Annotated in this window: 16 protein-coding genes; 9 read left to right on the forward strand and 7 right to left on the reverse strand. The window is 69.2% G+C overall.

Annotation, left to right across the window (positions count from 1 at the left end; genetic code table 11):
* Window positions 1–13 precede the first annotated feature (13 nt).
* Complete coding sequence (locus tag F4553_RS12330; protein ID WP_376776205.1) at window positions 14–775, reverse strand: sugar isomerase domain-containing protein; 762 nt, start codon at window positions 773–775, stop codon at window positions 14–16.
* Window positions 772–1,701, reverse strand: coding sequence for a MurR/RpiR family transcriptional regulator (locus tag F4553_RS12335; RefSeq protein ID WP_312875178.1), 930 nt, complete (start codon window positions 1,699–1,701; stop codon window positions 772–774). Before F4553_RS12335 ends, F4553_RS12330 begins: the two co-directional genes overlap by 4 nt.
* 160 nt (window positions 1,702–1,861) lie before the next feature.
* Between F4553_RS12335 and F4553_RS12340 the strand changes: the two genes are divergently transcribed.
* The 4 genes from F4553_RS12340 to F4553_RS12355 are packed head-to-tail and all read left to right on the forward strand — an operon-like array spanning window position 1,862 to window position 4,437.
* Window positions 1,862–2,452 carry a hypothetical protein gene (locus F4553_RS12340; protein WP_184835553.1) on the forward strand — a complete coding sequence of 197 codons (591 nt, stop codon included), beginning with the start codon at window positions 1,862–1,864 and terminating at the stop codon, window positions 2,450–2,452.
* Entirely contained in the window at window positions 2,452–3,324 is an 873-nt protein-coding gene (locus tag F4553_RS12345) for a hypothetical protein (RefSeq protein ID WP_184835555.1), read from the forward strand. The genes F4553_RS12340 and F4553_RS12345 overlap by 1 nt, the downstream gene beginning before the upstream one ends.
* A gap of 37 nt (window positions 3,325–3,361) precedes the next feature.
* Complete coding sequence (locus F4553_RS12350; protein ID WP_184835557.1) at window positions 3,362–3,688, forward strand: ArsR/SmtB family transcription factor; 327 nt, start codon at window positions 3,362–3,364, stop codon at window positions 3,686–3,688.
* Window positions 3,685–4,437, forward strand: coding sequence for an SRPBCC domain-containing protein (locus F4553_RS12355; protein ID WP_184835559.1), 753 nt, complete (start codon window positions 3,685–3,687; stop codon window positions 4,435–4,437). Before F4553_RS12350 ends, F4553_RS12355 begins: the two co-directional genes overlap by 4 nt.
* A 42-nt stretch (window positions 4,438–4,479) precedes the next feature.
* Here F4553_RS12355 and F4553_RS12360 read toward each other — a convergent pair whose 3' ends face one another.
* From F4553_RS12360 to F4553_RS12370, 3 genes are all read right to left on the reverse strand, one after another.
* Complete coding sequence (locus tag F4553_RS12360) at window positions 4,480–4,830, reverse strand: hypothetical protein (RefSeq protein WP_184835561.1); 351 nt, start codon at window positions 4,828–4,830, stop codon at window positions 4,480–4,482.
* A 110-nt stretch (window positions 4,831–4,940) separates the two neighbouring features.
* Window positions 4,941–5,711, reverse strand: a complete 771-nt coding sequence (locus F4553_RS12365; RefSeq protein WP_184835563.1) for a methylenetetrahydrofolate reductase — start codon at window positions 5,709–5,711, stop codon at window positions 4,941–4,943.
* Window positions 5,712–5,720: 9 nt separating this feature from the next.
* Window positions 5,721–6,791, reverse strand: coding sequence for an ATP-dependent DNA ligase (locus F4553_RS12370; protein WP_184835565.1), 1,071 nt, complete (start codon window positions 6,789–6,791; stop codon window positions 5,721–5,723).
* A 217-nt stretch (window positions 6,792–7,008) separates the two neighbouring features.
* On the opposite strand from F4553_RS12370, the gene F4553_RS12375 reads away from it, so the two are divergent.
* The 5 genes from F4553_RS12375 to F4553_RS12395 all read left to right on the forward strand — a co-directional run bounded on the left by F4553_RS12375 (window position 7,009) and on the right by F4553_RS12395 (window position 11,923).
* Window positions 7,009–8,202: a branched-chain amino acid ABC transporter substrate-binding protein gene (locus F4553_RS12375; RefSeq protein ID WP_184835567.1), complete on the forward strand. Its 1,194-nt coding sequence runs from the start codon at window positions 7,009–7,011 to the stop codon at window positions 8,200–8,202.
* 53 nt (window positions 8,203–8,255) lie between these two features.
* Window positions 8,256–9,206: a branched-chain amino acid ABC transporter permease gene (locus tag F4553_RS12380; RefSeq protein ID WP_184835569.1), complete on the forward strand. Its 951-nt coding sequence runs from the start codon at window positions 8,256–8,258 to the stop codon at window positions 9,204–9,206.
* A 56-nt stretch (window positions 9,207–9,262) separates the two neighbouring features.
* On the forward strand, window positions 9,263–10,330 hold the full coding sequence (locus F4553_RS12385) for a branched-chain amino acid ABC transporter permease (RefSeq protein WP_376776260.1): 1,068 nt from the start codon (window positions 9,263–9,265) through the stop codon (window positions 10,328–10,330).
* A 65-nt stretch (window positions 10,331–10,395) separates the two neighbouring features.
* The gene (locus tag F4553_RS12390; protein WP_376776261.1) at window positions 10,396–11,223 is read left to right on the forward strand and encodes an ABC transporter ATP-binding protein; all 828 of its coding nucleotides are present in this window, start codon (window positions 10,396–10,398) and stop codon (window positions 11,221–11,223) included.
* Window positions 11,213–11,923 (forward strand): ABC transporter ATP-binding protein, encoded by a 711-nt coding sequence (locus tag F4553_RS12395; protein WP_184835573.1) that lies wholly within the window; start codon window positions 11,213–11,215, stop codon window positions 11,921–11,923. Before F4553_RS12390 ends, F4553_RS12395 begins: the two co-directional genes overlap by 11 nt.
* A gap of 91 nt (window positions 11,924–12,014) precedes the next feature.
* On the opposite strand, the gene F4553_RS12400 is transcribed toward F4553_RS12395, so the two are convergent.
* On the reverse strand, window positions 12,015–12,509 hold the full coding sequence (locus tag F4553_RS12400) for an SRPBCC domain-containing protein (RefSeq protein WP_184835575.1): 495 nt from the start codon (window positions 12,507–12,509) through the stop codon (window positions 12,015–12,017).
* A complete protein-coding gene (locus tag F4553_RS12405; RefSeq protein ID WP_184835577.1) occupies window positions 12,506–12,826 on the reverse strand; it encodes an ArsR/SmtB family transcription factor in 321 nt (106 codons plus the stop codon). Before F4553_RS12405 ends, F4553_RS12400 begins: the two co-directional genes overlap by 4 nt.
* Between the last annotated feature and the right edge of the window lie 32 nt (window positions 12,827–12,858).

Genomic DNA, 12,858 nt, shown 5'->3' on the forward strand with positions numbered 1-12,858 from the left:
CCTCAATTTCGATTCAGGCGGTACGCCGGATGCGACCGGCGTACCGCTGTTCCCATACCTGGTTGTGCTCATGTCCGCCGTCGACGTTGGCGGACAGGTAGATGGGCGGGGTCTGTCCCGCCGCGAGCTGACGGCGCACGACCTCGGTGACGATCATCTGGGCCAGCACCGCCGCCGTGACCGACGAGACCGCACCGACCGCGCCGCCGTCGGGCAGCCCGATCGCCGCGTCGCCGTAGGGTGCCCCGTTGTCCAGGACGATGTCGGCGATCTCCGACAGGCGCTTGCCCGACGGGTGCCGGGGTGTCGAGCGCGCGCTGTGCTCCGTCGAGGTGATCGCGATGAGCTGGTGCCCGTGCTCCTTGACGAGCAGGGCGAACTCGACGACCACGCCGTTGATGCCGGAGTTGGAGGCGACGACGAAGACGTCGGCCGGCTTGATGGCGGTCAGTTCGTAGAGCCGGTGGGCGACCGTGGGGTCGCGCTCCAGCATGGGGTCCTCCAGCACCTCGCGCGGCAACCCTCCATAGAGGACGATGTCGCGCAGGGCGATGCGGTTGGTGGGCACGAGGCCACCGGCCCGGCCGGCGATCTCCATGGCGAGGGCCTCGGAGTGCCCGCAACCGAAGGCCTGCACCACGCCGCCGCTGTCGAGCGAGGCCGTGATCAGGTCGGCGGCGCGCTGCACCGCCTCCTCCTGCTCGCGGCCCACCGCGGCCACGGCCTCGCTGATCAGGGCCAGATACGCCTGACTGCTGATCTCGGTCGTTCTCACTTGTCCTCCGTGGGTGTTTTCCGCTGCCGGGCGCGACGTGCGCCGGAAGCCTCGTCGTGCAGGCGGTGTGCCTGCACGGCCCGCGCCGTCACCTCGAACGCCTCGGTGGTGCGGGCGTAGGTGCGCTGCGCGACCGCCACATAGACCAGGTCGAGCGCGACCAGCTGGGAGTGCAGCGCGGAGAGCGCGGCGAGCCGGAAGGTCGTCTCGTGGGCGGCCGTGGTCAGCACGACATCGGCCGCGTCGGCGAGCGGCGAGCGGGCGAAGGAGGTCACCGCGACGGTCAGCGCGCCCTGCTCGGCGGCGACGGCGAGGGTCTCGATCACCTCACGGGTGCGGCCGCTGTGCGACAGTCCGATGGCGACATCGCCGGGGCCGAGCAGCGCCGCGTTGGTGAGCGCGGTGTGCGCGTCGGGGCGGAACCAGCAGGGCACCCGGATGCGCTCCAGTCGGAACGCCATCTCCCGGCCGGACGTGCCGCTGCTGCCGAGGCCGAAGAGCTCGACCCGGGAGGCGGTCGCGATCGCGTCGGCGACCCGGGCCACCTCGGCGAGGTCGAGCCGGTCGGCGGTCTCCTGGATCGCGCGGGCGTCGGCACCGGCGATGATGCCGAGCACCCGGTCGAGCGGGTCGTCGGGCTCGATGTCGCCGTCGATGTCGGTTTCCCAGCGGGCCTGCTGGGCCCGGCCGCTCTCGGTGGCGATCGCCACTCGCAGGGCGGCATAACCGGCGAAGCCGAGCACCCGGCAGAAGCGGGTGACCGTCGCGGTGGAGGTGCCAGAGCGTTCCGCCAGGTCCACGATGGACGCCTGGGCCGCCTCGGCCGGGTCCTCGAGGATCTGCTCCGCGACCCGCTGTAGCGCGTCGGGCAGGGTGGGCAGCTCCATCTTCAGCCGACCGAGCACACCCGTTGGCGAGACCGTCACGATAATTCCTTTCACCACTTGCCTGTGGTGAAGAAAATTACGACTGCGTTCGTTAAAAGTCAACGCATGACGGTAACAATTTTTGTATCTGCACCTGGATCCTCTTCCCTTCCTGAGCGAACGGCGTCTACCCTTCGCCGCAGAGATCCCAGGAGCAGTCATGCGCCACCACCGGACCGTCCTCACCGCCCTGCTCGCCACCGTCCTGCTCGCCGGCTGCGGCACGCAGGGCGAATGCACGCCCGGCGGCGCACCACCGGCCGCACCACCGAAGTCGAGGTACGCCTTCGGGCTGCCGCAGGGCGACAGGTCACCGGATCAGCGCATCGAGAGTGCCGTCTATGTCGAACTGGCGAGGTCCCACTGCGGCGACGCGCGGGCGATGATGCGGCGCAAGGACGCCGACGGCGACGTGCCCGGCTGGGGCAGCTTCGACGACCCCCGGGCGGTGCTGCTCTTCCAGGCCGCCGTGGAGCTCTGCGACGGCGAGACGACCCGGGCCCGCACGGTCTGGGACGTGGTGTCCCGCGGCTACGGCGGCTGGACCGGGATCGGCTGGGACGTCGAGACGACCACCGTGCTGCGCTGGCACGTGTGTGAGGCGTACAAGTCAGTGGGGAGTGCTCTGTTGCAGAAATCCAAGGACGACCTGCCCTGCCGGCGGGCGGACGAGATCGCCCCGGCCATCGTGGCGTGGAACACCGGCGACCGGCCGGATCCGCGCCTCGACGGGGCACCGGGGGTGCGGTGATGACCGAGCAGCCCGTGGCGGCCCGCGCCGAGACCACCTCCGGCGAGCTCACCCGGCACCTCCTGCTCCTGCTCGCCAACGCCACCGTGATCACCGCCGTGCTGGTCTACTTCGGCTGGCGGCGAACCGAGGTGATGGCCGACGAGCTCGGCATCGACGAGGCGATCCTCGGCATGTCCTCCTCCGAGCTCATCCTGCGCAGCATCGACCAGGTGCAGTGGCTGCTGCTCGCCCTCGGCCTGGGCGGGCTCGCCTGGCTCTGGCTCGGCAAGCGGCTCACCCGGCTCGCCACCGGCCCCTCGGCGGGCGCCCGCCTGGTGCCGTGGGTTCTCGTCGGCGTGGCGATCGCGACTCCGATCGGCATGTCGATCGCGGCGAGCGTCCTGGAGGAGCCGGTGACCTTCCTGCTCGCGCCGGTGACGATCACGGTCGGCTTCCTGCTGCTCGTCTTCGCCGTCCGGCTGGAGCTGCTGCGCCGCGACGCGGGCTCGGTGCTGCCCGCGCAGGCGCAGCTCTTCATCCTGCTGGTGACGGCCGTCGGCCTCTTCTGGGCGGCGAGCAACCTCGCCACCGTCGTCGGTGCCCGGATGGCCGACCGGTTCGTCGCCGAGCTGCCGGACCGGGTCGACGTGACGATCGTCAGCGACCGGCCGCTGCACCTCAGCGACGGCATCATCACCGAGACGGTTCTCGGCACGGACGTCGAGGGCCTTGCGCCGGTGCCGAAGCAGTACCGCTACGAGGGGCTGAAGCTGATGGACCGGATCGACGGCAACGTCTTCCTCGTCTCCTCCCGCTGGCGTCCGGGCGACTCCCCCGTATTCGTGCTGCATGAGGGGGATGGGATCAGGTTCTCCTACGAGAAGCCCTAGGCGGACCCGATTGGTTGCTGTAGAGTAACCGTTACTTATGAGCAACCAATCACCCGCCGAAGCCGTGTTCGACGCGTTGGGCGACCAGACCAGGCGCCTCATCGTCGAGCGGCTCCGCCACGGACCGCTCCCGGTCGGCGAGCTCGCCTCCGCGCTGCCCGTCGGCCGGCCCGCCGTCAGCAAGCACCTGCGGGTGCTGGAGGGCGCCGGGCTCGTCGAGCACCGCAGCGTCGGCACCCGCAACCTCTACGCGCTGGCGCCCGAGGGCTTCACCGCACTGCAGCAGTGGCTGGTGCAGACGTGGGACGAGGCGCTGGGCGCCTACGCGGCGAGGGTGACCGCACGTGTGGAGGAGTCGTCATGAAGCCACTGCCACCGGTTCGCCGCCAGGTCGTCGTGCCATCGGGGCCGGAGCTCGCGTTCGCCGTCTTCACCGAGGAGATCGGGGCCTGGTGGCCGCTCGGCGAGAACCACAGCGTCTTCGGCGCGGGCGGCACGGTCGCCTTCCGCGACGGCGCCGTGGTCGAGACCGGGCCGGACGGCGACGAGTCCGTCTGGGGCTCCGTGCTGGAGTGGGCGCCACCGCAGCGCCTGCTGATCACCTGGCACCCCGGCCGCGGGCCCGACGACGCGACCGAGGTCGAGGTGACCTTCGCCGCCGTCGGCGAGCACCAGACGCTGGTCACCCTGGAGCACCGGGGCTGGGAGCGGCTCGCCGACCCGATGGCGCGCCGCAGCGGCTATGAGCAGGGCTGGCCGCTCGTCTTCGGTGCCTACGCCGAGCTCGCCGCGAAGCCCGGTCCGGCCGATGTGGACGGTGAGGTCTGGTTCGCCCTGCTGCACACGCCCGGTCCGGCCGTCTGGCCGTCGGCCGAGGTCTTCGCTCATCCGGACTTCGCCGGACATCCGGCGTTCCTGCTGCGACTGCGCGAGCACGGAGTGCTGGTCGCCGCTGGTCCCCTCGACGGCGTGGGCGAGGGGATGGCGGTCATCCGGGTGCCGGCCGCCGCGGCGGCGGAGTTCACGGCGCTCGTCCAGTCGGCGGACACCGCCGTGACGGCCGGGGTGCTCCAGGTCCGGGTGCGGCCCTGGGCCGTCCGCCTCACCGGCTGACATCCGGGTCGGCCCGGCCTCGACCGGGCCGACCCGACCGGATCAGAAGTCGAACCGGTAGAGCGGCAGGTGGTTGGAGTCGTAGACGAAGATCTGCGCCGTCCCGGTCCGCACCGGGTAGTCCGACGGGCAGGTCACGGAGGAGCCGTTGCGGTCACCCAACCACTTCATCGGGCCCTTCTTGGTCACGCTGTTGCCCGACGTGGGGTTGTAGCACCAGGTCTCCACCTGGTAGGTCGGGTAGGGACCGTTGCCGTCGCACCAGCCGTTCGCCGTCGTCGACGTCTTGCTGATCTTGTAACACGGGTAGCTAGCCGCCTGGGCCGGCGCCGTCAGCGTCAGGGTCGTCACGGCCACCGTGGCAGCCGCCGCCATCGCAGCGGCTACCGTCATTCGAAGGTTGTGCATGTGTTTCTCCAGGTCGTTGGCTATCTGCGGGACAGACAATGACATGGCCGGCCTTAACCGGACAACCTACTTCTGCCTGAGACGAAACATGCAGGTCAGCGGCCTTCTAGCCGGAGCGCCATCTCACGATAGCGGGAGACCGGCACAAGGTGGACGCCGTGGAAGGCGCCACTCTCCCGCAGCGCCTCGATCTGCTCGAACGCGGCGTCGACCCCGGCCCGAGGATCGGCGGCGACCCGCTCGATCAGAGCGTCGGGGAACTCGATGTCGGGGATGGTCGCGGCGAGCCGCCGGGCCATCCCCGGACTCGCCAGCACCATCACCCCGGCATAGACGGGCATGTCCAGCGAGACCGAGTCCCGCCAGCGCAGCAGCGCCTCCACCGAGAAGCTCATCTGGGCGAACATGAAGTCGGCCGTCTTCTTGAAGCTGGGCACCTTGCGCAGCCCCGACGCGACGCCGATCCGGAACGGCGGGCACCCCGCGAAAGCCGGATCGTCGGCGAGCTGCCGGGTCTCCTCGATCATCGCGCGGACCGTGAGCTCGCTGGTGCGGTCGCCGACCGTCGGCTTGTCGCCATAGACGAAGAGGAACTCCTCGACGCCGTAGGCGGCGGCCGTCATCAGGTCGCGGCGGAAGCCGAGCAGGTTGCGGTCGCGTGAGTTGAGGCAGGCGATGCTGCGCCCGCCCATCGCCGCGACCTCGTGTGCCACGGCGATGCTGGAGACCGTGGCCCGGCCGATGTGGTTGTCAGGGATGAGGAACGAGTGCGCCACCGGAGCGAGAACGCCGATCTGGTGCCGGACGTGCCGCAGGTCCGGACGGGTCGGCGGCTCGATCTCGCAGACGAGGTCAAAGGACGTCACCCGGCCAACCTATCGTGCGGTCAGCACGTCGGCCAGATCGAACCGGACCACCTCTTCGAGCTGCTCGTAGGTGCACGACCGGGGGTCGCGGTCCTCGCGCCAGCGGTTGAACTGGGCGGTGTGGCGGAAGCGCTCGCCCTCCATGTGCTCGTAGCGCACCTCGACGACGCGCTCCGGGCGCAGCGGGGTGAAGGAGAGGTCCTTCCCGACCGACCAGCGGCTGCCCTCGGAGTTGCGCGGGGTGCGGTTGCCCTCCAACTGGTTGGCCCACGCCCACGGGTGCTCGTCGAAAGTGGTCACGAGCGGCTGCAGCTCCTCGAAGAGCTCCTTGCGCCGGGCGGCGGAGAAGGCGCCGATCACCCCGACGCTGACGAGCACCCCCTGGTCGTTGTAGAGGCCGAGCAGCAGCGATCCGATCACGTCGGGCCCCGACTTGTGCACGCGGTAACCGGCCACGACACAGTCCGCGGTGCGCTCGTGCTTGATCTTGAACATGGTGCGCTTGTCCGGCTCGTAGAGCCCGTCCAGCGGCTTCGCGATCACGCCGTCGAGGCCCGCGCCCTCGAACTGGTCGAACCATTGCTGCGCGAGCGCGTTGTCGAGCGTGGTGGGCGTGAGGAAGACCGGCGCCTTCGACGCCGCGAGCGCCTCCTCCAGCGCCGCACGGCGCTCGGCGAAGGGGCGGCCGGTGAAGTCGTCGTCGCCCAGCGCCAGCAGGTCGAAGGCGACGAAGCTGGCCGGTGTCTCGCCCGCGAGCAGCTTCACCCGGCTCGCGGCGGGGTGGATGCGCTGCTGGAGCATGTCGAAGTTGAGCCGGTCGCCGCCGGGCTCGATCAGGATGATCTCGCCGTCGATGACGCACCGCTCCGGCAGGTTGGCCTGGAACGCCGTGACCAGCTCCGGGAAGTAGCGCGTCATCGGCTTCTCGTTGCGGCTGCCGATCTCGACCTCGTCGCCGTCGCGGAAGATGATCGATCGGAAGCCGTCCCACTTGGGTTCGAAGGACAGGTTGCCCTCGGGCAGCTTCTTGAGCGGCTTGGCCAGCATCGGTGAGACCGGCGGCAGGATCGGCAGGCGCATGGGTCCATTGTGACCCACTCGGGGCCGGCTCACGGCGTACCCGGAAAGGCGAGCGGAAGGCGCGCGGGCCGGGAGGCGGCCGAGCAGCCGCAACCGACCCATCGCTGACCGGCGTTTTTTATTCTATATCCGTATTTGTCCTCTTTATCTCATATATCTTGCGTTGAATTGAGCTATGGGGCAGCCGGATGGCTATCTCGCCAGTTGGGGGACATGAATGTTCACGATCAACTCCGGCCATCGCGCCGGGAAACTCCTTCGAGCGGTCGGCGGCACCGCGGTCGCCGCCCTCTTCATCACCGGCCTGGCCGGGTGCAACTCCGACAGCGGCTCCGACGACGCCGCGGGCGGCGGCAACTGCGGCTTCGAGATCGCGTTCTTCGGCGCGCTCACCGGCTCCGCCGCAGGCCTCGGCGTCAACATCGAACAGGGTGCGGAGCTCGCGGTCGACCAGTACAACACCAAGAACGGCAAGGACTGCGTCACGCTGAAGAAGTTCGACTCGCAGGGCAGCCCCGACGTGGCGCCGGGCCTCGCCCGCCAGCTCGTCACCGACAAGAAGATCCTCGGCATCGTCGGACCGGCCTTCTCCGGCGAGTCCGAGGCGGCGAACCCGATCTTCCAGGAGGCGGGCATCCCGCTCATCACGCCGTCGGCGACCCGGACCTCGCTCGCCACCAAGGGCTGGAAGGTCTTCCACCGCGCGGTCGCCAACGACGACGCGCAGGGCCCCGCGGCCGCCGGCTACATCAAGAACTCGCTCAAGGCCGAGAAGGTCTTCGTCGGCGACGACCAGTCCGCATACGGCGCGGGCCTCGCCGACATCGTCAAGGCCAAGCTCGGCGGGCTCGTGGTCGCCAGCGACAAGACCGCCGCCGACGGCAAGCAGACCGACTTCTCCGCGACGGTCCAGAAGGTCGTCTCCAGCGGCTCGACCGCCTTCTTCTACGGCGGCTACTACCAGAACGCGGGCCTGCTGCGTAAGCAGCTCACGGCGGCCGGCTGGACCGGCACGCTCGTCGCGGGCGACGGCGTCAACGACCCCGGCTTCGCCAAGGCGGCCGGCAACGCGGCGGCCGCCGGCTCGATCGTGACCTGCCCCTGCGCCCCGGCGGCCAAGGCGGGCGGCACGTTCGTCGCCGACTACAAGGCGAAGTGGAACGTCGACCCGGGCACCTACAGCGACGTGGCCTTCGACGCGGCGAACATCCTGATGCAGGGCATCGGCGCCGGCAACACCACGCCGCAGAAGCTCAACGACTACCTGACCGGCGTCGACTACGCGGGCATCGCCAACACCTACAAGTTCACCTCCACCGGCGAGCTGGACCCGGCCCAGATCAAGGTCTGGGCCTTCAAGTTCGACGCCAACGGGACGGCTCAGCCGGACCAAGAGGCTCCGAAGATCTGATCGCCACCGCCGCTGGGGGCACGTCGCCCCCAGCGGCTCTGCCTGGAGGCACCGTGAACTTCTCCGACCTGATCCGCGACTTCGGCCCACTCACCATCACCGGGCTCGCGCAAGGCGCGATCATCGCCCTGTTCGCCCTCGGTTACACCCTCGTCTACGGCGTGCTGCGGCTCATCAACTTCGCCCACTCCGAGGTCTTCATGGTGGGGACCTTCGCCTGCCTCGTCGTCTGGGGCTGGTTCGGCCTCGACCAGAACTCCGCCACCCCGGCCACCGGCGCCGTCATCGGCCTGCTCGTGCTGGGCCTGATCGGCGCCATGGTCGTCTCCGGGGTGATGGCGCTCATCGTCGAGGTCGCCGCCTACCGGCCGCTGCGCCGCCGCAACGCACCGCCGCTCGCCTTCCTCATCACCGCCATCGGCGCCTCGGTCGTCATCTCCGAGGCCGTCGGCATCAAGACCGACCGCAACATCCGCGGGGTACCGCCGCTGATCCAGCCGTCGACGGTCTTCCAGATCGGCAACATGAAGGTCACCAACCTGCAGATCCTCATCATCGTGCTGGCGCTGGTGATGATGTTCGTGCTCGACCGCTTCATCAACGGCACCCGGCTGGGCCGGGGCGTCCGCGCGGTCGCCCAGAACCCCGACAGCGCGGCGCTGATGGGCGTCAACAAGACCCGGGTGATCTCCCTCGTCTTCCTGCTCGGCGGCGTGATGGCCGGTGTCGCCTCCGTCATGTACGTCCTGAAGATCGGCGACACCCGCTACGACGCGGGCTTCCTGCTCGGCATCGAGGCCTTCACCGCGGCCGTGCTCGGCGGCATCGGCAACCTGCGCGGCGCGCTGATCGGCGGCTTCATCCTCGGTGTCGCCGAGAATTACGGCGCCGGGCTCTTCGGCACCCAGTGGAAGAACGTGGTCGCCTTCGTGCTGCTCATCGCGATCCTGATGTTCCGCCCCACCGGTCTGCTCGGCGAGTCGCTGGGACGGGCCCGCGCATGAGCCAGCATCGCAAGTCGACCGGCGGATCCGGCGGCATCCACCTCGGACTCGACTCCATCCGGCAGTGGTTCCAGGGCCTGCCGAAGCTCGCCCGCTGGGGCATCGGCGCGGTGGGCGTCCTCGCGGCGTTCCTGCTGCCCTATGTCGGGTCGATCCCGCTGATCGGGCCGCAGATCGAGACCCAGGGCGTGGACTGGCCGAGCGCCCTGTTCAACATGTCGTACTTCGTGCTGCTGGCGCTCGGCCTCAACGTCGTCGTCGGCTACGCAGGCCTGCTGGACCTGGGGTATGTCGGCTTCTTCGCCATCGGCGCATACACCGTCGCCGTCCTCTGCTCCCCCGACAGCGAGCTCGGCACGATGTGGCCGTGGCTCGCCGCCGTGCCGATCGCCATCGTCATGACGATGCTCTCCGGCCTGATCCTCGGCTGGCCGACCCTGCGGCTGCGCGGCGACTACCTGGCGATCGTGACGCTGGGCTTCGCCGAGATCATCCGCATCGTCGCCGACAGCTCCGAATTCCTCCGCGGCGACCGGGGCTTCGGCGGCATCCCGCACCCGCCGGGCAGGCTGCCCGACGGTGCGGCGATCTTCGGCGTCCGCGACGCCACGCCCTATTTCTGGCTCGGCCTCTGCGTGATCCTGCTGGTCATCGTCATCGTCCGCAACCTCGACCGCAGCCGGGTCGGCCGGTCCTGGGTCGCGGTCCGCGAGGACGAGGAGGCCGCGGAGATCATGGGGGTACGCACGATCAAGTTCAAGCTGTGGGCCTTCGCCACCGGTGCGGCCGTCGCGGGGCTGGGCGGCGTACTCTTCGCCGGCATCCAGGGCTTCATGAACTCGTCGACCTTCATCCTCCAGTTCTCGATCCTGATCCTCGCCGGTGTCGTGATGGGCGGCGCGGGCAACATCGCCGGCGCGATCCTCGGCGGCGCGATCATCGCCTACATCCCCGACCGGCTGCGCGGCGTCGAGATCGCCGGGACCGATGCCTTCGAGTACCGGTTCCTCATCTTCGGCCTCGCGATCATCCTGATCATGATCTTCCGGCCGCAGGGCATCATCCCGAGCCGCCGCCGCGCCATGGAGTTCAAGGACCGGGCCGGAGAGGTGGCACCGCAGTGAGCGAACCCGTCAGCGACGACCGCACCTGGGACGACGCGACCGCCGGTACGCCGGTCGACGCGCCGATCCCGACCTCGAACGGGTCGTCCGGTCCGGATGCGGCGGTCCGGCATCCGCACCCGGGCGCGCTGCTGGAGGTCGACGACGTCACCCTGCGCTTCGGCGGCCTGGTGGCACTCGACAAGGTCAACTTCTCGATCTACCCCGGTGAGATCTTCGGTCTCATCGGGCCCAACGGCGCGGGCAAGACGACCTGCTTCAACGTGATGACCGGCGTCTACCGCCCGACCAGCGGCGAGATCAGGTTCGAGGGGCAGCCGCTCACCGGGAAGAAGAAGCACGAGATCACCCGGCTCGGCATCGCGCGTACCTTCCAGAACATCCGGCTCTTCCCCGAGATGACCGCGCTGGAGAACGTCATGGTCGGCGCCGACGCCCGGCACCTCACCAGCGTGCCCGGCGCGCTCTTCCGGCTGCCCCGGCACCGCCGCGAGGAGCGCGAGGGCCGGGAGAAGTCGATGGAGCTGCTGCGCACCGTCGGCATCGAGAAGCGGGCCGGGGAGGTGTCGCGCAGCCTGCCCTACGGCGACCAGCGCCGGTTGGAGATCGCCCGGGCGCTCGCCACCGACCCGAAGCTGCTCTGCCTCGACGAGCCGGCGGCCGGTTTCAACCCGGCGGAGAAGGAGCGGCTGCTCACGCTGATCCGCGGGATCCGCGACAGCGGCGTGACGATCCTGCTGGTCGAGCACGACATGCGCCTCGTCATGGGGGTCGTGGACCGGCTCGTGGTGCTGGAGTTCGGCCGCAAGATCGCCGATGGGCAGCCGGCCAAGGTACGCACGGATCCGCGGGTCATCGCCGCTTACCTGGGAGAGCCGACCGATGCTGCTTGAGATCTCCGACATCACCCTGCTCTACGGCCGGATCCAGGCGCTGCACGGGATCAGCCTGCACGTCGACGAGGGCGAGATCGTCGCGATGATCGGTGCCAACGGCGCCGGGAAGTCGACCACGATGCGGGCCGTCTCGGGGCTCCGGCCGGTGGCGAGCGGGTCGATCAAGTTCAACGGCGAGGACATCACCCGTCTACGGGCCGACCTGCGGGTGGTTCGCGGCATCTGCCAGTCGCCCGAGGGCCGGGGGCTCTTCCCGGGCATGTCGGTGCAGGAGAACCTGGACATGGGGGCCTATACCCGACGGGATGCGGCCGGGATCCGTACCGATCAGGATCGCGTCTTTGAGCTCTTCCCCCGGCTGGCCGAGCGCCGCAAGCAGATCGGCGGCACCCTCTCGGGCGGCGAGCAGCAGATGCTGGCGGTCGGCCGGGCCCTGATGAGCCGCCCCAAGCTGCTGCTCCTGGACGAGCCGAGCATGGGGCTGGCCCCGATGCTGATCCAGCAGATCTTCAACATCATCACCGAGATCAACCAGCAGGGCATGACCATCCTCCTGGTGGAGCAGAACGCCCAGCAGGCCCTGAGCAGGGCGCACCGGGGTTACGTCCTGGAGACCGGCCGCATCGTCAAGACGGGAACGGGCGCCGACCTCCTCCACGACCCGGTGGTCAAGGAGGCCTACCTCGGCGTCGCGTAAGCCCTCATATTCGCGTTGATCAAGGGAAGACTCACCATCTCGGGTGTCCGATTTGCGGCGAGTCTTCCCTTGATCAACGCGATTTTGGTGCTTACTGCCCGGCTAGGGGCCTACCGGTTTCGAGGAGGGACTTCAGGTCGCTGAGGACGTAGACCCAGCCGCCGCCGGCGTTGGGGATTCGGCCGGTGACCATCTCCTCCGTCAGGGGGGCGTTGTCCAACTCGTGGGTGATCGTGAGCTTGCAGACGCCGGGGGCGGTCTCGGTGATCTTGTAGGTCAGCCGCTTAGGCCCCTCAGCCTTGATCTCGTCGCTCCAGAGGAAACGCCAGGTCTGCACGAGTTTGTGCGGCGGGTCGGCCTCGATGACCTCGCCGTCGACGACATGCTCCGGCATGCCCATCGCCTGCATCTCCGGGCCCGCATCGCTGCGGAAGGCACCGCCGGGGCGCAGGTCGTAGTCCGAGCGGCAGGCGTAGCCGTAGCGCTCGGTCCAGTCGGGCTGGGTGATCGCGTCCCAGATCGCCTGGGCGCCGGCCCGGATGTAGACCTCGTTCACCTGGGTGATGGTGGTCGTCGCTGCGTTCATGGCTGTTCCTCCAGTTCCTTCTTGAGTTCTATCAGCGCGGTGACCTGGCGTTCGGTGTATTTGTCGATCCATCGGTCATGGATCTGACGGATCGGCACCGCGTTGAGGAAGTGCAACTTCTCGCGGCCCGACCGCCTGGTGACGACGAGCCCGGCCTCCTCCAGCACCTTCAGGTGCTTCATGACCCCGAACCGGGTCATCTCGAGCGAGGACTCCAGCTCCGTCAACGTGGCACCGTCCTTGGCGAAGAGCCGGTCCAGCAGGAATCGCCTGGTCGGATCGGCCAACGCCTTGAATACGAGGTCGTCGTCGCTCACCCCTTCAAAATAGGTGACCATTTGGTCACATG

The sequence above is a fragment of the Allocatelliglobosispora scoriae genome (assembly GCF_014204945.1).
In the GTDB taxonomy this organism is placed as follows: domain Bacteria; phylum Actinomycetota; class Actinomycetes; order Mycobacteriales; family Micromonosporaceae; genus Allocatelliglobosispora; species Allocatelliglobosispora scoriae.